Origin of the sequence: Mycolicibacter algericus DSM 45454 (assembly GCF_002086455.1) — a bacterium.
In the GTDB taxonomy this organism is placed as follows: domain Bacteria; phylum Actinomycetota; class Actinomycetes; order Mycobacteriales; family Mycobacteriaceae; genus Mycobacterium; species Mycobacterium algericum.
The window spans coordinates 138,778-155,229 of record NZ_MVHC01000003.1 but is presented as its reverse complement, the minus strand read 5'-3'; the positions used below and the strand labels follow the sequence as shown (position 1 = coordinate 155,229).

17 protein-coding genes and 1 tRNA gene are annotated in these 16,452 nt (G+C 69.6%); 13 read left to right on the top strand and 5 right to left on the bottom strand.

The features are described from left to right. Nucleotides 1-134 precede the first annotated feature (134 nt). Nucleotides 135-1,310 (top strand): PPE family protein, encoded by a 1,176-nt coding sequence (locus tag BST10_RS04290; protein ID WP_235673677.1) that lies wholly within the window; start codon nucleotides 135-137, stop codon nucleotides 1,308-1,310. A gap of 12 nt (nucleotides 1,311-1,322) precedes the next feature. Further along, a complete protein-coding gene (locus BST10_RS04285) occupies nucleotides 1,323-2,573 on the top strand; it encodes a PPE family protein (RefSeq protein WP_133054402.1) in 1,251 nt (416 codons plus the stop codon). Between the two features lies 1 nt (nucleotide 2,574). Here the strand turns inward: BST10_RS04285 and BST10_RS04280 are convergent, their stop codons facing one another. Next, nucleotides 2,575-3,201, bottom strand: a complete 627-nt coding sequence (locus BST10_RS04280; protein ID WP_013827254.1) for a TetR/AcrR family transcriptional regulator — start codon at nucleotides 3,199-3,201, stop codon at nucleotides 2,575-2,577. A gap of 39 nt (nucleotides 3,202-3,240) precedes the next feature. Here BST10_RS04280 and BST10_RS04275 point away from each other — a divergent pair, with 39 nt between their 5' ends. Then, nucleotides 3,241-4,467, top strand: coding sequence for a hypothetical protein (locus tag BST10_RS04275; RefSeq protein WP_083036519.1), 1,227 nt, complete (start codon nucleotides 3,241-3,243; stop codon nucleotides 4,465-4,467). A gap of 89 nt (nucleotides 4,468-4,556) precedes the next feature. Beyond that, complete coding sequence (locus tag BST10_RS22905) at nucleotides 4,557-5,234, top strand: hypothetical protein (RefSeq protein WP_133054401.1); 678 nt, start codon at nucleotides 4,557-4,559, stop codon at nucleotides 5,232-5,234. Here the strand turns inward: BST10_RS22905 and BST10_RS04265 are convergent. After that, a complete protein-coding gene (locus tag BST10_RS04265; RefSeq protein WP_235673678.1) occupies nucleotides 5,231-5,899 on the bottom strand; it encodes a TetR/AcrR family transcriptional regulator in 669 nt (222 codons plus the stop codon). The two genes, BST10_RS22905 and BST10_RS04265, sit on opposite strands and share 4 nt — an antisense overlap. 65 nt (nucleotides 5,900-5,964) lie before the next feature. Here BST10_RS04265 and BST10_RS04260 point away from each other — a divergent pair, with 65 nt between their 5' ends. The 4 genes from BST10_RS04260 (at nucleotide 5,965) to BST10_RS04245 (ending at nucleotide 9,106) form a co-directional block, all read left to right on the top strand. Continuing rightward, nucleotides 5,965-6,819, top strand: coding sequence for an oxygenase MpaB family protein (locus tag BST10_RS04260; protein WP_083036515.1), 855 nt, complete (start codon nucleotides 5,965-5,967; stop codon nucleotides 6,817-6,819). Between the two features lie 64 nt (nucleotides 6,820-6,883). Next, nucleotides 6,884-7,267: a hypothetical protein gene (locus BST10_RS04255; protein WP_083036512.1), complete on the top strand. Its 384-nt coding sequence runs from the start codon at nucleotides 6,884-6,886 to the stop codon at nucleotides 7,265-7,267. Between the two features lie 75 nt (nucleotides 7,268-7,342). Then, nucleotides 7,343-8,236 (top strand): glycoside hydrolase family 16 protein, encoded by an 894-nt coding sequence (locus BST10_RS04250; RefSeq protein ID WP_109559400.1) that lies wholly within the window; start codon nucleotides 7,343-7,345, stop codon nucleotides 8,234-8,236. Between the two features lie 48 nt (nucleotides 8,237-8,284). Further along, the gene (locus BST10_RS04245; RefSeq protein WP_083036508.1) at nucleotides 8,285-9,106 is read left to right on the top strand and encodes a glycoside hydrolase family 16 protein; all 822 of its coding nucleotides are present in this window, start codon (nucleotides 8,285-8,287) and stop codon (nucleotides 9,104-9,106) included. Here BST10_RS04245 and BST10_RS04240 read toward each other — a convergent pair. The 3 genes from BST10_RS04240 to BST10_RS04230 all read right to left on the bottom strand — a co-directional run bounded on the left by BST10_RS04240 (nucleotide 9,103) and on the right by BST10_RS04230 (nucleotide 11,222). Continuing rightward, nucleotides 9,103-9,960 carry a hypothetical protein gene (locus BST10_RS04240; RefSeq protein ID WP_083036505.1) on the bottom strand — a complete coding sequence of 286 codons (858 nt, stop codon included), beginning with the start codon at nucleotides 9,958-9,960 and terminating at the stop codon, nucleotides 9,103-9,105. The two genes, BST10_RS04245 and BST10_RS04240, sit on opposite strands and share 4 nt — an antisense overlap. A gap of 84 nt (nucleotides 9,961-10,044) precedes the next feature. Further along, entirely contained in the window at nucleotides 10,045-10,683 is a 639-nt protein-coding gene (locus tag BST10_RS24120; protein WP_163762402.1) for a PGRS repeat-containing protein, read from the bottom strand. Between the two features lie 465 nt (nucleotides 10,684-11,148). Further along, a tRNA-Gly gene (locus BST10_RS04230) sits at nucleotides 11,149-11,222 on the bottom strand. Nucleotides 11,223-11,375: 153 nt separating this feature from the next. Between BST10_RS04230 and dcd the strand changes: the two genes are divergently transcribed. The 5 genes from dcd (at nucleotide 11,376) to BST10_RS04205 (ending at nucleotide 16,445) form a co-directional block, all read left to right on the top strand. Then, nucleotides 11,376-11,948 (top strand): dCTP deaminase, encoded by a 573-nt coding sequence (gene dcd, locus BST10_RS04225; protein ID WP_083036736.1) that lies wholly within the window; start codon nucleotides 11,376-11,378, stop codon nucleotides 11,946-11,948. A 108-nt stretch (nucleotides 11,949-12,056) separates the two neighbouring features. Then, complete coding sequence (locus BST10_RS04220) at nucleotides 12,057-13,511, top strand: DUF7159 family protein (protein WP_165757175.1); 1,455 nt, start codon at nucleotides 12,057-12,059, stop codon at nucleotides 13,509-13,511. Nucleotides 13,512-13,579: 68 nt separating this feature from the next. After that, on the top strand, nucleotides 13,580-15,268 hold the full coding sequence (locus BST10_RS04215) for a DUF7159 family protein (protein ID WP_083036503.1): 1,689 nt from the start codon (nucleotides 13,580-13,582) through the stop codon (nucleotides 15,266-15,268). A gap of 29 nt (nucleotides 15,269-15,297) precedes the next feature. Next, a complete protein-coding gene (locus BST10_RS04210) occupies nucleotides 15,298-16,056 on the top strand; it encodes a maleylpyruvate isomerase family mycothiol-dependent enzyme (protein WP_083036501.1) in 759 nt (252 codons plus the stop codon). Between the two features lie 29 nt (nucleotides 16,057-16,085). Continuing rightward, the gene (locus tag BST10_RS04205; protein ID WP_083036498.1) at nucleotides 16,086-16,445 is read left to right on the top strand and encodes a nuclear transport factor 2 family protein; all 360 of its coding nucleotides are present in this window, start codon (nucleotides 16,086-16,088) and stop codon (nucleotides 16,443-16,445) included. The last annotated feature ends 7 nt before the right edge of the window (nucleotides 16,446-16,452 follow it).

The following is a 16,452-nucleotide window of genomic DNA, read 5'->3' as shown; positions in this document are numbered from 1 at the left end:
CAGATTTCATCGACGCGCCACTGTGCTGACCACCTGACCGTAACCCCGAGTTCACTTCGGCGGCGTTTCCTCATCGCCGGGTGACTTCTCGGAGAACTACAGGCGAACTGTGGGTTAGCTGCTAAGGGGCTGTGATGTACCTGGACTATAGTGTTCTGCCCCCGGAGATCAACTCCGGTCGCATCTACGCAGGGCCCGGGTCCGGATCAATGCTGACCGCCGCGGCGGAGTGGGAGCAGCTGGCCGCCGAACTGCACACCGCCGCGGCCGGATACGACTCGGTGACGTCGGGGTTGGCCGCCGGCTCGTGGGCCGGCCCGGCCGCGGCCGCGATGGCTGCCGCCGCCCAGCCGTACGTGGCGTGGCTGCGCGGCACCGGTGCGCAGGCGGAGCAGACGTCCCGACAGGCCGCGGCCGCCGCGGAGGCGTATGTGACGGCGCTCGCGGCGGTGGTGCCACCGCCGGTGATCGCGGCCAACCGGGTCCTGCTCAATGGGCTTGTCGCCACCAACTTCTTCGGACAGAACTCCCCGGCGATCGGTGAGGCCGAACGCCAGTACGCCGAGATGTGGGCCCAGGACGCCGCCGCGATGTACCGCTACGCGAGTTCTTCGGCTGCCGCGTCGACGCTGACCGCATTCGGTCAGCCGCCACCGACGACCAACGCGTCCGGCCAGGCCGCTCAGTCCGCGGCGGTGACCCAGGCCGGCGCCACGGCCGCCGGCAGCGGCGTCACCGACGGGGTGTCGGGTCTGCTCACCTCGGTGACGTCGATCATCGGTCAGTTCTCGCCGTTCACCGGGCTGGCGACGCAGGGCATGAGCGCCACCATGACGGGTTGGTCTGGCACCGCGAACATGCTCAGCAATATCAACAATGGCATCGGTCTGGCCGCCTTCACGGCCGAAAACCCGGGCGGCTTGGGCGAAATCCTCAACCCGCCGATGATCGGGCCGGCCGGTTTGGGCCTCGGCGGGTTGGGCCTGGGCGGTGGCGGTCTGGGTGGTGGCTTGGGCGGCGGTGGCTTGGGCGCCGGGCTGTCGGCGAGCGCGGGCAGCGCGTTGCGGATCGGGGGATTGTCGGTGCCGCACGGCTGGGCGATGCCGGCCACGCTGGCTTCAGCCGTCGGTCCGGCCGGGGCGGCCCTGCCTGCCCCGGGGGTGCCGGGGGCCGTTGCCGGCGGCCTGCCGGGAACGGCATTCGGCGAGACCATGCTCGGCACCCTCGCGGGTCGCGGCCTGGGCGCAGCGACGTCTCGCGCCGTTTCGAATCGACGCACGGTCGTGCCCCGACCGCCGGCCGCGGGCTGAGTGGGAGCCGGGGTGGATTTCGCGCTGCTCCCCCCGGAGGTCAATTCCGGGCGGATGTACACCGGCCCCGGGGCGGCGCCGATGCTGGCGGCGGCCTCGGCCTGGGATGTCCTTGCCGCCGACCTGGAGGTGGCCGCCGTCGGGTATGCGGAGGTGATCGCGAGCCTGACCGGCCACGAATGGTCTGGCCCCGCATCGGCGGCGATGGTCAATGCGGCGATGCCGTACGTGGCGTGGCTGCAGGCCAACTGCGTCAAGGCCGAGCAGACCGCCATCCAGGCCAAGACGGTGGCGGCGGCCTACGAGGCCGCGTTTGCCGCGACCGTGCCGCCGGCCGAGGTGGCCGCCAATCGGGCATTGCTCGCGGCGCTGGTCGCCACCAACTTCCTGGGCCAGAACACTCCGGCCATCGCCGCCACCGAAGCGCACTACGGCGAGATGTGGGCGCAGGACGCCGTCGCGATGTACGGGTATGCAGCGGTTGCTACGCCGGCCAGCGCCCTGCCGACCGTGGACCAGCCGCCGCGCACCACCAACCCGGCCGGCCCCGGCGTTCAGTCCGCTGCGGCCTCACATGCGGCCGGAACCAGTGCTCATGCACACCTCAATGGCGCGATACACAGCGTGCTGCACCAACTATCGACATCGAGCGGCACGTCGGGTACGTCGTCGGAGTCGCTGGCCGATCTGCTGAATCCGCTGACGCCCTATACCAGCGTCGCCGCCAGCGGGATCAGCTTCGACTCCAGCATGTACACCGTGGTCAGCAACGGCGCCGGCTGGGGACGGCTGCTGTTCGTCCGCGGTGGCGTCGAGGGTGCGTTGACGTTCGAGGGGCTGGGCCCGCGCGGTGTGCTGTCGTCGTCCACGACGCCGGCGGTCGGTGCCGGCATGGGCCGGGCGGTCCCGGTCGGGCGACTGTCGGTACCGCCGAGATGGGCCAGCGCGGCACCGCAGCTGCGGGCGACCGCATTCACCCTGGCCGCTGCCGACGCCCCGGCCGTCACCGCTTTGCCGCCGGGCACGGCGTTCCACGAGGCGCTGATGGGAACGACCGCCGGGCAGGGCGCAGTGACCGACACCAGTGGTGCTCGCGGCCAGAAGACGGGCAAGAAGAACGAGGAGCAGGACGGCCAGCCCATCACCACGCTGACCAACGGCAACGGCTGGTTGGCGTCATCCTGGGCGTATCACAATCGACCGCGGGAGGGGCGGCCGCTGCCGACCCATTGGCGCACCGGGCCTTCAGACCAGTCCGCGTAGGTTATCGGCGCTCGCGCTCCAAGTAGTGGCTGACCATGTCGATCAGTGCCCGCCGTTCGGCTTGCCAGTCGAATTCGCCGCCGACGATCATCTGTGCCAACACGATTCCCCGCAGCGACGCCCAGATCACCTCGACCACACCGGAATCCGCCGGATCATCGGAGACCAGCACGCCCAGCCGGTTGATCGCGGAGTTCATCTGCAGCAGGTGCTCGTGGGACTGCTCGCCGAGGCTGCCGCGGGTGGCTCGCAGGATCTCGAACGCCGCCAGTGAGGTCGGGCTGGCGTAGCAGCGCCACGCGGTGTCGACGACGGCCTCGATGCGCTGCCGCAGTCCCAGTCCGCCGACGTCGACCGCCGACAGGCTCGTCAGCAACCGGGCGACGCCGTCGTCGACCACGGCCATCAGCAGCCCGTTGCGGTCGCCGAAGTGGTACTGGATGACGCCCCATGTCACCCCGGCCCGTTCGGCGACGTGCTTGGCGGTGGCCGCGCCGAAGCCCTCGTCGGTGATGCAGCGCACCGTCTCCTCGATGATCCGGGCACGAGTGTCGTCGCCGCGCTTGCGGGGCGCGGTGGTTCGCCGGGTCGGTCCGGGAGACGCGGTGGTGCCAGCGGAAATACCCATTGTTGACTTTATAACATAGTCGGGTCTATTTTTTCTTCCGTGACCGAATCCAGGTATGCGTCGCTGTCGCGCGACGAGTTGGCCGTGCTGGTACCCGAGCTGTTGCTGATCGGGCACATGATCGACCGCTCCGGGATGGCCTGGTGCATCCAAGAGTTCGGCCGTGAGGAGATGCTGCAGATCGCCATCGAGGAGTGGGCGGGCTCGAGTCCGGTCTACACCCAGCGCATGCAACGGGCGCTGGGCTACGTCGGCGACGATGTGCCCACCATCTTCAAGGGCCTGCAGTTCGACATCGGCTCACCGCCGCAGTTCATGGACTTCCGCTTCACCGTCCACGACCGCTGGAACGGCGAATTCGAGTTGGCCAGCTGCGGCGCGTTGCTCGACGTGGAGCCGATGGGCGAGGACTACGTCTTCGGCATGTGCCACACCATCGAGGACCCGACGTTCGACGCCACCGCGGTGGCGACCAACGTGAAGGCGCAGTGCCGCCCCGTACACCGGCCGCCCCGCACGCCGGCGGACCGGCAGCCGCACTGCTGCTGGACCGTCATCATCGACGAGTCCTATCCGGACGCCCAGCCGATCCCCGCGTTGGCGGTGATCAGCGAAACCAACGCGGCCACCTGGCAACTCGGCGAGATCGATCCGGCCGCCGAGGGACTGTCGGACTACACCGGGCCGCTGCTGTCCGATGTCGACTTCACCGCGTTCTCCCACTCGGCACTGGTCCGGATCGCCGATGAGGTGTGTCTGCAGATGCACCTGCTGTACCTGTCGTTCGCGCTGGCGGTGCGCGCGCGGGCCGAGACCGACGAGCTGGCGGTCTCGGTGGGCCGCCGTCAGCTGACCGGGCTGGCAGGGCTGGGCGCGATGCGCATCAAGGACGCCATGCGGCTCTCCGACGACATCGCCGGGGCGCTGCGCACCTTCGAGTTGCACCCGTTGCTCAATCCGGCGGGCTACGTGCGCGCCGAGATCGGTGAGGACCGGATTGCGGTGCGTCGCTCACCTGCGCACGACGACGGTGCCTGGATTTCGCTGTGTTCGCCGGCCGAGGTCAACCCGTTGCAGGCCATCGCGACCGCGGTCAACCCGCTGCTGCGGGTGAGCGTCGGGGGGTCCGACGACGAGTGGACGGCACAACTGACCGAGACCGACACCGAGGCCAAGGAGTTGCCCGAGGTGATGGTGACCAAGGTCAGCGGCGGTGCGACCTTCCAGTTCCGCACCCGAAAGTCGTTGCCGCTAACGGTTGTATAACCTTATGGTCTCGGCGGTGGCGGCTCACCGGGCCGTGCCCCTAACGTGGTCGCGACCCCTAGCCGTTGTCGATCCAAGGTAATCAGCATATGTACGACCCGCAGGCCGACGATGTCACCCGGGAAGCGGACGCAATCGGAGCGACCCAGCTGGCGCCGACGGTTACGTCAGGCCCCGGTTCCGGTGTCGTGGACGCCTACGCCTGGTCGCAGGAGGACGGCAGCGCCGGCGCCGAACCGGTGCCCTACGTCGAGGACCGCTACGACCAGTCGCCGGGCACCGGACGCCGACCGGTTACCCCGCCGCCCCCGGCGCCGGTCCCCGGTCGCCGCCATCCGTCGCGGCTACCGCTGTACGCACTCGGTTTCGGCATCCTGGTTGCGCTGATCGCGGTCGCCGGCGCGCTTTACAGCTTGGCGCGCAACTCCGAGGAGCAAGCCCCAGTGCAGCCGGAGACCAGTGCCGTGGTGGCGCCGCCCACCCCGCCGTCCAGCGAGTTGCCACCGCCTCCGGCTCCCAGCACGCCCGCCCCGCCACCTCCGCCGGCGGCCACCACACCGGCACCGCCGCCGACCACGACCGCGCCGCCGAGCACCACCGCGCCGCCCACCACGACGACGGCACCCCCGACCACGACCGCGCCGCCGAGCACCACCGCGCCGCCGAGCACCACCGCGCCGCCGACCACGACCGTGCCGATGACCACCGAGTACCTGCGAATCCCCTTGGTGCCGATACCGATACCGATCACCGTTCCGGAGAACTAAGCCCGCCCGCGGATCAGCGGAACCAACACCGAGGCGGAGAACGCCGTGATCTCGGCGTGGGTGTGCAAGTGCGGCGGCCCACCCGGCGTCAGCAGCAGCGACTGGGTCAGCCGGGCCAGCACCGCTGACAGGGAAGCGATCTCGCTTGCGTCGGTCGAGCCGCCGGAGCGCTCCCGCACCAACCGGATGCGCTCGGCGAGGAACGCCGACGCCAGCTCGACCACGTCACCGGCTCCGATCGTCAGCGCTCGCAGTGTCTCGTCACGGTCCACCTCGAGCAGCTGGTGCAGTAATCGGTTGTCGCGCAACGTGACCAGGGTCGTGGTGCAGAACCGCACGATGTAGTCATCGATCTCGGCGTCGGCCGGATGGTCGGCCAACATGCCGGTGCCGGAGTCGATCTGCGTCAGCACCCGCCCGGCCTCGTAGAGGAACGCGGCCGCGACGATATCGCTCTTGGCGCCCAGTCGCCGGTAGAGCGTGGCGCGGTTGATCCCGGCGCGGCGGGCGATGTCGTCGGTACTGGTCCGCCGGACACCGGTCAAGGCGAACTGCTCCAGCGCGGCCCGCAGGATGGGGGCATCGGCGTCGGACTCGTCTGGCGCCCCGAGCAGCGCAAACAACGGATTGGCGACCATCGAGGTCGAATCTACCGCCGAGGACATTGCCAACAACTCGGAACGATGCAACAATTATTGTTGAATCGTTGCACAGCGGAGAGGATGCGGCCATGGCTATCCGGCAGTCCCAGCCACCGGTCGACCGGGGTCTGAACCTGGCCGACTACGTCGGTGAGGGTTTCCTGTTCCTCGGCGCGGGCGTGACGGTGCTGCTGCAGCTGGCCGAGCCCGGCGTCGGACACGGCGTCGCCGATCACTCCACGGTGCTGTCCCGGCCGCTGGACCGGCTGCGCACCACCATGACCTACATCTACGTCACCACCCTCGGCACCGAGGAGGAGCGGCGCGCCGTGGCCAAGATGGTCAACCAGGCGCACGTGCCGGTGAAGTCGAAGCCGGACGGCCCGGTGGTCTACAACGGCTTCGACCCCGATCTGCAGCTGTGGGTGGCGGCCACGCTTTACAAGAACGGCCAAGACCTCTACGAGCGCTTCCTGGGCCCGATGGACGACGCCACGGCCGAACGGCTGTATCAGCAGTCCGGGGTCTACGGCACCACGCTGCAGGTCAAGCCGGAGATGTGGCCGCCGACCCGCGCCGAGTTCGAGCAGTACTGGCAGCGCAAGCTCGACGAGCTGACCATCGACGACCATGTTCGGGCGTTCTGCCATGAGCTGTTCCGCGGCGGCGACTCGCCGCTGCTGATCCGGCTCGGTATGCCGTTGAACCGGTGGATCACCCGCGGCCTGCTGCCGCCGCAACTCCGCGAGCAACTGCACTGGAGCTGGAGCCCGCGCGACCAGCAGCTGTTCGACGCGCTGATGGCGGTGCTACCGCCGGTGTACCGGCTGGTGCCGCGGCCGATCCGCTGGTTGCCGTCGCGCTACTACTTGTGGGCGATGCGGCGCCGGCTGAGCAGCGGGCGCCGGCTGATCGACGAGCGCGACCGGGTCGACGCCGCCTGACACTGGCCGGATCCCGCCCGCCGCGGGCACACTGGGTGGGACACCGGGCCGGAAGGGGTTGGCGATGAGCAACGACGGTGCATTCGGATTCGATTCCGAGGACCTGGACCGGATGATGCGCGAGGCCGGTGAGGGGCTGCGCGCCGCATTCGACCGGTTCTCCGGAGCGTTCGGCCCGGGCAACCGGGCGGGCTGGGGCGGAATTCTCGCCGATCTGGCCCAGGCGGCGCGGTCCGGGCCGCCGACCACCGGCGAGACCGGTGACGGCGTGTGGGCCATCTACACCGTCGGCGACGACGGCGCGGCCCGGGTCGAGCAGGTCTACGCCACCGAGATCGACGCCCTGCGCGCCAGCCAACGCAACCCCGACCTCAGGCGAAAAGTACGGTTTTTGCCCTATGGGATTGCCGTCGGTGTGCTCGACGACAGCGCCGACCAAAGCGAGTGACGTAGGCCACCGACAGGTGGGGCACGCCTGGTTTGACACGGTTCCGGCGTGGGTTACATTGCCACCGTGCCTGAGATGAACCGCCGCCAAGTCATGTTGATGCTGGGTGCCGGGGCGCTGGCGGCCACCGCCCCGAACCCGCTGGCCAGAGCTGTTCCCGCACCTCCCGGGGCGCCCGGCGACCCGACGCAGCCACCGGCCGCGCCGGCCGATCCGGCGGCGCCCGCCGCCGGCGCCAAGCCCGGCGGCTTCATCTGGCATGACGAGTTCGACGGTCCGGCCGGTTCCGCCCCCGACCGGTCGAAGTGGACGATCTCCAACCACCGCACCCCGATCCGGCGCCCGGTCGGCTGGGACCGGCCCGAGTACTTCTACCAGTACCGCGACAGCCGGCAGAACGTTTTCCTCGACGGCAAGTCCAACCTGGTCATCCGTGCCACCCAGGAGGGCAACACCTACTTCGGCGGGCTGGTGCACGGTAACTGGCGTGGCGGTATCGGCACCACCTGGGAAGCCCGCATCAAGCTGAACTGCCAGACGGCGGGTTGCTGGCCGGCGTGGTGGTTGTCCAACGACGACCCGGGCCGCGAGGGCGAGATCGACATGATGGAGTGGTACGGCAACGGCGAGTGGCCGTCCGGCACCACCGTGCACGCCAACCCGTACGGCACCGCGTTCGAAACATTCGCGTTTCCGGTCGACGGCAACTGGCACAACTGGCGCGTCACCTGGAATGCCAGCGGCATGTACTTCTGGCAGGACTACGTCGAGGGGATGGAGCCCTACTTCAGCGTCCCGGCGGCGGGCATCGAAGATATCGAGGAACCGGTCCGCGTCTGGCCGTTCAACGACCCGGGCTACACCGTGTTCCCGATCCTGAACCTCGCGGTCGGCGGTTCCGGGGGCGGGGACGCGCGGCAGGGGTCCTACCCGGCGGACATGCTGATCGACTGGGTGCGCGTCTTCTAACCGGCGTTCCGCCGTGCCGTCGACACCGATCGATGGCACCATTCGAAGATGCCCGAGATCAATCGACGCAGCCTGATGCTGACCACCGGGATCGGGATGCTGGCCACCGCGATGCGCATCCCGGAGGCCTGGGCGCAGCCGTCGCCGGTGGGCCCGCTGCCCGCCGCGCCGGCACAGACCTACCTGTTCAGTGACGAGTTCGACGGTCCCGCCGGCTCGGCCCCGGATTCGGCGAAGTGGACGGTGGCGCGAGCCCGCGAGTCCATGAAGGATCCGACCTTCTGGGAGCGGCCCGAAAACGTCGGGCAGTACCGCGACGATCGCCGCAACGTGTTCCTCGACGGCAAGTCCAACCTGGTGCTGCGCGCCGCCAAAGACGGCAACACCTACTACAGCGGCAAGGTCCAGAGCCGGTGGACCGGCGGCATCGGCCACACCTGGGAAGCCCGCATCAAGCTCAACTGCCTGACCCCCGGCGCCTGGCCGGCCTGGTGGATGGGCAACGAGGATCGCGGCGAGATCGACGTCCTGGAGTGGTACGGCAACGGCAACTGGCCGTCGGCGACCACCGTCCACACCAAAGCCAACGGGGCCGAATGGGCCACCCAGCAGATCGCGCTGGACAGTGCCTGGCACACCTGGCGGTGCCGGTGGGACACCGACGGCATCCGGTTCTGGCGCGACTACGTCGACGGCGCCGCGCCCTACTTCACGGTCCCGGCGAACTCGGTCGCCGACTGGCCCTTCAATGATCCCGGCTACCAGGTGTTCACGGTGCTGAATCTGGCCGTCGCGGGTTCGGGCGGCGGCGACCCCGGCCCGGGCAACTATCCGGCGGAGATGCTGGTCGACTGGATACGGGTGTTCTAAGCGACGGTGTGCTGGTCGAGCCAGGCCACACCTTCTCGCGCCGACCGGAACAGCGCGCCGCGCTCGCCGAAATATCCGGCGATCGCCCCGATCCCGGGGAGCAGACTGAGCCGCTGGTACAGCTTCGTCGGGTGCGGGCGCTTAGCCGCTTCCTCGAAGGTTGCCCGCAGGATCCCGGCCAGCTGCCAAACGGTCCGGGTGATCACCACCGGGGTCGACGAGGTGATGGTCTTCAGGGGCTTCCAGCCCGGCGGCGGAGTTTCGGGGAGCGGCTCGGGATCGGGCGGCGGCGGCACGTCGAGGTCCTCGGGAAGATCCCGCCGGCACAGCACCGACGCGAGCAGTCGCACCTGCTCGCGTCGGTCGGTGACGCCGTACTCGCGGGCCAGCGCACACAGCACGATGGCGTGATTGACGAACCCGGCAAGCTCGCCGACCGGCACCACCCGCGACAGCCACCCGAAGACGCGCGGCGAGGCCACCACCACGGTGTTCAGCGCGCCGACCCGGTGCACCCACCAGTGCACGCGCTCATCGCGGCTCATCCGCTCCCAGGCGGCGGTGCCCGGCAGGTCGGCGGCGTTCATCAACTGTGCGCCGGCGTTTCTGGCACGGTCGGCGGCGCTGGGGCCGCGGCCGGCCTCGTGGCGGCGTCGGCGTAGCCGGAACCGCCGGACCCGGCCGGTCAGCCCGCGCGGCGGGCTGAGCAGTCGGCGGGTGCGCTGGCGCAGGCCGATCGGATCGGATTGCGCCAGCAGGTCGAGCAGCGGGTTGATAACGGCTACCGCGCGGTTCAAGGCGTCGGCGACCTCGGCATCGGTGAGGGTGGCGTGCGGCTTCGGGAATAGGCCCATGGTGGTGATTGTGCTGTGCGTGGGCGCCCCGCGTGGAGTTTGATGACCGGAATCGCCGATGATGCCGGCTCCGGAGCCGCCGGCCTACCCCGGAGAGCCGGCGTTCCCGTCGCTTCCGAACAACCAACCGCCGTCACCGCCGGGTCCGCCGGCACCGCCGGCACCGCCGTCACCGCCAATGCCGATGTAGGCGACACTGCCGCCGGAGCCGCCGGCAGCACCGTCGGTACCGTCACCGCCGGCACCACCGTTACCGAAGTACGCCGCGCCGCCGGCGCCGCCAACACCGGAAGCGGCAGTACCGCCGTCACCGCCGTCACCGAACCACAGCCCGCCGGGCTGGCCGGCAGCCTCCTCCAAAGTGCCGCCGCTGTAACCGTCGGCGCCATTGCCGATCAGGATTTGCCCGTTGCCGAACGATTCGTTGAGCACATAGCGGAAAACGATCCCGAAGTCGGTCTGCATCCAGTTCTGCATCATCGTGTGAAACGGCTGGTAGATCCACGTCTCAGCCCAGGTGGTGAAGTCGTCCGCCGCCGCGCTGCCCGCAAGACCGTCCAGGCTCCAGCTGGCCGAGTCGAACCAATTAACGGCATCCGAGGCGCCACCGTCATCGACCCAGGCGGACATGTCGAACACGTCCGCGATCCAATCGAACTCGTCGGCCTGGGCCGGGGCCGACGGCATCACGCCGAACGTCAGGAACGCCCCCACCGACGCCACGGTCCCCACCGCGCGATTCCGCCGACGCGACCGCGCCTGCCTAGTGCTCCCCACACCCAGGCTCCCCCGATTCGCCATGCCCCCGTTCCCTTCCTTACCGTGCTCCCGGCCGCGGACGATTTTCTGTAACACGTTGGTAACTCAACGCTTAGTACTTTCTAAGGTAGGTGGACGTTAACTTGTTGTCAACGATGTTCGATATTGTCATCCGAGTTGCGTCATTTTGCGTCAGATAGATGACCCTTGGTGTGCCTGATGTGGGATGAGCCCACTGGAGGATCGGTACCCCAAGGTCGTTGGCGCGGGAACGTCACCGCTCGTGACCGATGGAAGGTTGCGCCGAACCGGGCGCCAGGCCCAACGAAATCTCAGCTACGGGGCCGGGTCCGCGGTCTACCGCGATGGCCGGCAATCGTCAGCCCGCGACGGGGGCGACTGCCCTTGATTGCCTGACCTGGTCAAACGTGGAGCCGATGACGGGAATCGAACCCGCGTATTCAGCTTGGGAAGCTGATGTTCTGCCATTGAACTACATCGGCATGGGTGCGCTAGCAGGCTAGCACCTGCGGCCCGACCGGCAGCCAACGATGGCGCCGAGTGTGCGGAATGGTCGGCGCACCCGCCGAAAAGCCAACCAAACCGCACTGTCGGCGCTGCGGGCGATGCGCCAGCCGAGCGGATACGCTCGTCCGGTGCTGCTCTCCGACCGTGATCTGCGGGCCGAAATCGCCGCCGGCCGCCTGGCCCTCGACCCCTTCGACGACACCCTGGTCCAGCCGTCCAGCGTGGACGTCCGCCTCGACAACCTGTTCCGGGTGTTCAACAACACCCGGTACACCCACATCGATCCCGCCAAGCAGCAGGACGAGCTGACCACGCTGGTCGAACCCAAAGCCGGCGAGCCGTTCGTGCTGCACCCCGGCGAGTTCGTGCTGGGCTCCACCCTGGAGTGCTGCACGTTGCCCGACGATCTGGCCGGCCGGCTGGAGGGCAAGTCGAGCCTGGGCCGCCTTGGCCTGCTGACCCACTCCACCGCGGGATTCATCGACCCGGGTTTCTCCGGACACATCACCTTGGAGCTGTCCAACGTGGCGAATCTGCCGATCACGTTGTGGCCGGGTATGAAGATCGGCCAGCTGTGTCTGCTGCGGCTGACGAGTCCGGCGGAGCACCCATACGGCAGTACGCGAGTAGGGTCGAAATATCAGGGCCAGCGCGGGCCGACGCCGTCCCGCTCGTACCAGAACTTCATCCAGTCCGGTTAGCCCTTCGGCTGTGACAGCCGCCCCGCGGCTGAGATGTAGCCGGTACCGGCTGGCCCTGCGGGGGTGCGGCCCTCAGTACTGGCCGATCAGCAGTGGGTGGAGGTAGCTGTGGACATCGTTCTCGGGGTATCGGTTGCACCCTCGACGGTCCGCATGGTCCTGGTGGAAGGCGAAGGTGCCGACGGGGTCACGGTGGAGCACGACGACTTCGACGTCGGCGCCGACACCCAGAGCGCCCCGGAGCGGGTGGTCTCGGCGATCCTGGGCACCCGCGAAGGTGCTCGTGAGGGCGGCTATCAGCTCAGTTCGACCGGGGTGACCTGGAGCGACCCGGCCGAAGCCACCGCGCTGCGCGAGGCCCTGATAGGGCACAAGGTCGAGAACGTGATGCTGGTGTCGGCGTTCCTGGCCGCCGCCGCCCTGGCTCAGGCGGTGGGCAGCGCGACGCGCTACGCCCGCACCGCCCTGTTGTTCGTCGAACCTGACGCCGCCACCCTTGCGGTGGTCAACTCCGATGACGGTGAGATCACCGAGGTCCATCGGCAGCCGCTGTCACCCGACGACGACAGCGCGGTCGGCGAGTTGACCGAACTGGTTGCCGGCGCGCAACGGCTGGAGTCGCGTCCCGACGGGTTGTTCGTGGTGGGGTCGGGCGGGGTCAACGTCGCGATGATCAAACCGGAGTTGGGCAAGGCCAGCCCGCTGCCGGTCAGCGCGCCCGAGGAACCCGACATGGCGTTGGCCCGTGGTGCGGCGCTGGCCAGTGCGCACGCCCCGCTGTTCGTGTCCTCCACCCGGGCGGTGGCCTGGGCGCAGGACCCCGGCACCGGCTCGCTGGATCCGGCGGTGGTCAGCTCCGGATACGCCTACGTCCCGGCCGAGGAGGTCGACTACAACGCCACCGCCGACATCGAGCCGCTGGCCTACAGCGCGGTCCCGGACTACACCGACAGCGGCTACCTTCCCTCGGCCGCCCAGCGCGTCGTCGACCAGCCGGAGCTCGTCGACTCCCGGCTGCTGGACTTCACCACCGGAATACAGCAGCGCGAACGCAAACCGATGCTGGTCACCGGCGGCGTCGCGGCGTTGTTCGTGGTCGGGGTGCTGGCGTTGGCGGTAGCGCTGGCGGTGGGCATGCGGGCGGCCAACCACCACGGTCCCGACGTGCGCGCCAACGTCGTCAAACCCCCGCCGTCCAAGGCCGCCGTCCCGTCCCCGGCCCCCCCACCGCAGGAGGCTCCGCCGCCGGTGCCGGCCGGCGAACAAGCTCCGCCGCGTGCCCCGGCACCTGCGCCGCGGGCCCCCGCTCCTGCGCCCGCACCGGTGGCACCAGCGCCGCCGCCGCCGGCGCTCCCGCCCCCGCCTGCGCTGCCGCCGCCGATGATCCCGGACCTCAACATTCCCGGCCTGCCCGGCGGACCCCCGATCCTCGGCCCGCCTAAAGGGGGTTGGGACGGTGACGGCGGCTGGGGTCGTGGTGGTCACGGTAAAGGCGGTAAAGGCAAAGGCAAAGGTAAAGGCGGGATCAAGATCCCGATCCCCATTCCGGGCCTCCACTTCTGAGGTGGGGATTTATCTCGCAAACCGATAAGATGGGCTAATCAATCGGCGGCCGAAGGCGAGGAGGTGCAGTGGACATCGTGCTCGGTGTGTCGACGGCACCGCCGTCGGTGCGCATGGTCCTCGTCGAGGGCGAGAACGCCGGTGGCGTCACCGTCGACGAGGACGGCTTCGAGGTTGACACCGCAGGCGCTGCATTCCCCGACCAGGTGGTGTCGGCCATCCTGGGCACCCAGGAGAGCGCGCAGCAGGGCGGCTACCGGTTGGCGTCGACGGGGGTGACCGTCGCCGACCAGGTGCAGGCCGGTCAGCTGCGCGACGCCCTGGCCGACCGCCGGGTCGAGAACGTGATGCTGGTGTCGGCCTTCCTGGCGGCGGCCGCGCTGGCCCAGACCGTGGGCGGAACGATCGGCTACGAGCGGACCGCACTGATGTTCATCGAGCCCCAGGGTGCGACGCTGGCCGTCGTCGACTCGACGGACGGCTCGATCACCGAAGTGAGTCGCGTGGCGCTGCCGCCCGACGACGACGCGGCGCTCGTCGAGCTGACCGTCCTGGCCGCCCAGGCCGGTCGGCTCGAGTCCCGGCCCGACGGGCTGTTCGTGGTCGGATCCGGCGTCAATGTCGGCTTGGTCAAGCCCGAGCTGGACGCGGTCAGCGCGATCCCGGTCAGTGTTCCCGAGGAGCCGGACACAGCGCTGGCACGGGGAGCGGCGCTGGCCAGCGCCCATGCGCCGCTGTTCGACTCGTCGACGTCGGCACTGGCCTGGGCCCGCGACCCGGGGACCGGCGTGATCGACCCGAATCTGGTCGCGCTGGCCTACGCTCAGCAGGCCGACTACGACGCCACGATCGGTGAGTATGCGCTGGCCTACAGCGCGATCCCCGATGATGCCGACAGTGGCTACCTGGCCTTCGACGATGCGGAAAGTACCGCGAACGTTATCGCCGCGGACTACCACCCGCCGAGTTCTGGCGTCCGGCGTGGCGATGAGCTCGAGCCGGCTCGGCGTCGCAATCCGTTTCTGCTGGCCGGTAGCGGCCTCGCGGCTTTCTTCGTCGTCGGGGTTGCCTCCTTGCTCGTGGTGCTGGCGGTCAGTATCCGGCCCACCGCATCCGAGCATCCCGCGCCGAGCCAACACATCGTCGTACCCACTCAAGTGGTGCCCGCTCAAAAGGCGCCGGCACCTGTTCCCGAGGTGGCGCCCAAGGTGCCTCCGGCAGCTCCGGTACCGGCGGCTCCGGCGCCGGCGGCCCCGGCACCGCCCGTTGCGCAGGCCCCGGCGGCGCCCGCGCCGATGCCCGCAGCTCCGGCGCCGGCCCCAGCCGCGCCGGCTCCGGCGGCTCCGGCGGCTCCGGCGCCGATACCGATCCCGGTGCCCATCCAGGTGCCCGCCCCGCCGGTCGAGATTCCGTCGCCGGCCGCCCCGGCCCCGAAGCAGCCGGAGTTGCCGCCCATCTTCAAGCCGCCGGCCCAGAGTCCCCCGAAGAACGACAATCCGTCGTGGCTACCCGGGAACAACGGCGGTGGCAACAAGAAGGACAATCCGTCGTCGCTGCCGGGCAACAACGGGGGCGGCAACAAGGGCGGCAACCCGTCGTGGCTGCCGGGCGATAACGGCGGCGGCAACAAGGGCGGCAACAAGGGCGGCAACCCGTCACCGTGGCTGCCCGGGGTCGGCACCAACGGGGGCGGCAACAATCCCTGGTTGCCGGGTCTGGGGGGCGGTGGCAGCGGCAAGGGCGGCTGGCCCTTCTGAGCACCCCGATAATCCATTAGCCTGACGGCGTGGATTACGCCGCAGCATTGCTCGATGAGACCCGCGCTTTTGGCGAGCTGATCCGCTCCGGTGATCCCGGGCTGGCGGTTCCGAGTTGCCCAGAGTGGAATCTGACCCAGTTGTTCCGCCACGTCGGGCGCGGTCATCGGTGGGCAGCGCAGATCGTCGCCGACCGATTGGACCACGCGCTGGATCCCCGTGACGTCGTCGACGGCAAGCCGCCGGCGGACCCGGACGCGGCCATCGGCTGGCTGAACGACGGTGCCCAACGGGTGCTGGACGGGGTCGCGCAGGTCGGCCCCAACAACCCGGCGTGGACGTTCCTGGGACCGCGACCGGCGTCCTGGTGGGTGCGCCGCCGACTGCACGAGGCGACGGTGCACCGGGCCGACGCCGCACTGGCGCTGGGCGGCGATTTCGCCTTGCCGGCGGAGTTGGCCGCCGACGGCATCTCCGAGTTTCTCGACCTGATCACGGCACGCGCCGGTCGCGACGGGCAACCGCCGCTGGCCGACGGCCAGACCGTGCACCTGCACGCCACCGATGACGGGCTGGGACAGGCGGGCGAGTGGACCATCAGCCGGTCTGCCGACAACGCCGCACTCGTCTGGGCGCATGAGCACGGCAAGGGGTCGGTGGCACTGCGGGGTCCGGCCCGCGACCTCTTTCTGGCAATCATGAGCCGGGTTCCGGTGGCCGACACCGACATCGTGGTGTTCGGCGACGCGGCGGTGTGGCAGGAGTGGGTCGAGCACACCGCCTTCTGAGGGCGAGCCCACACGGTAGTTTGCAGGGCATGAGCACATCGGAGATCGCAACCGTCCTCGCCTGGCACGACGCTTTGGCCGCCGGTGACCTCGAGACCTTGGAGCAGTTGTCCAGCGACGGCATCGAGGTTGCCGACGCGAACGGCGCCGCGCAAGGTCATCAGGCGTTGCGGCGCTGGGCAGCCGAAGCCGAGATCACCGCCGGCATCGGCAGGATGTATGTGCACGACGGCGTGGTGGTGGCCGAATTGACCCCCGTCGGCGCCGGGTCCGCCCAGGCGGTCGCGTTCCGGGTGGTGCGCGATCAGGTTGCGGCGGTGTTCCGTCACGACGGCCTGGATGCGGCGCTGGCCGCCACGGATCTCACCGAGGCCGACCGGGTCGACTGAGCCTGCG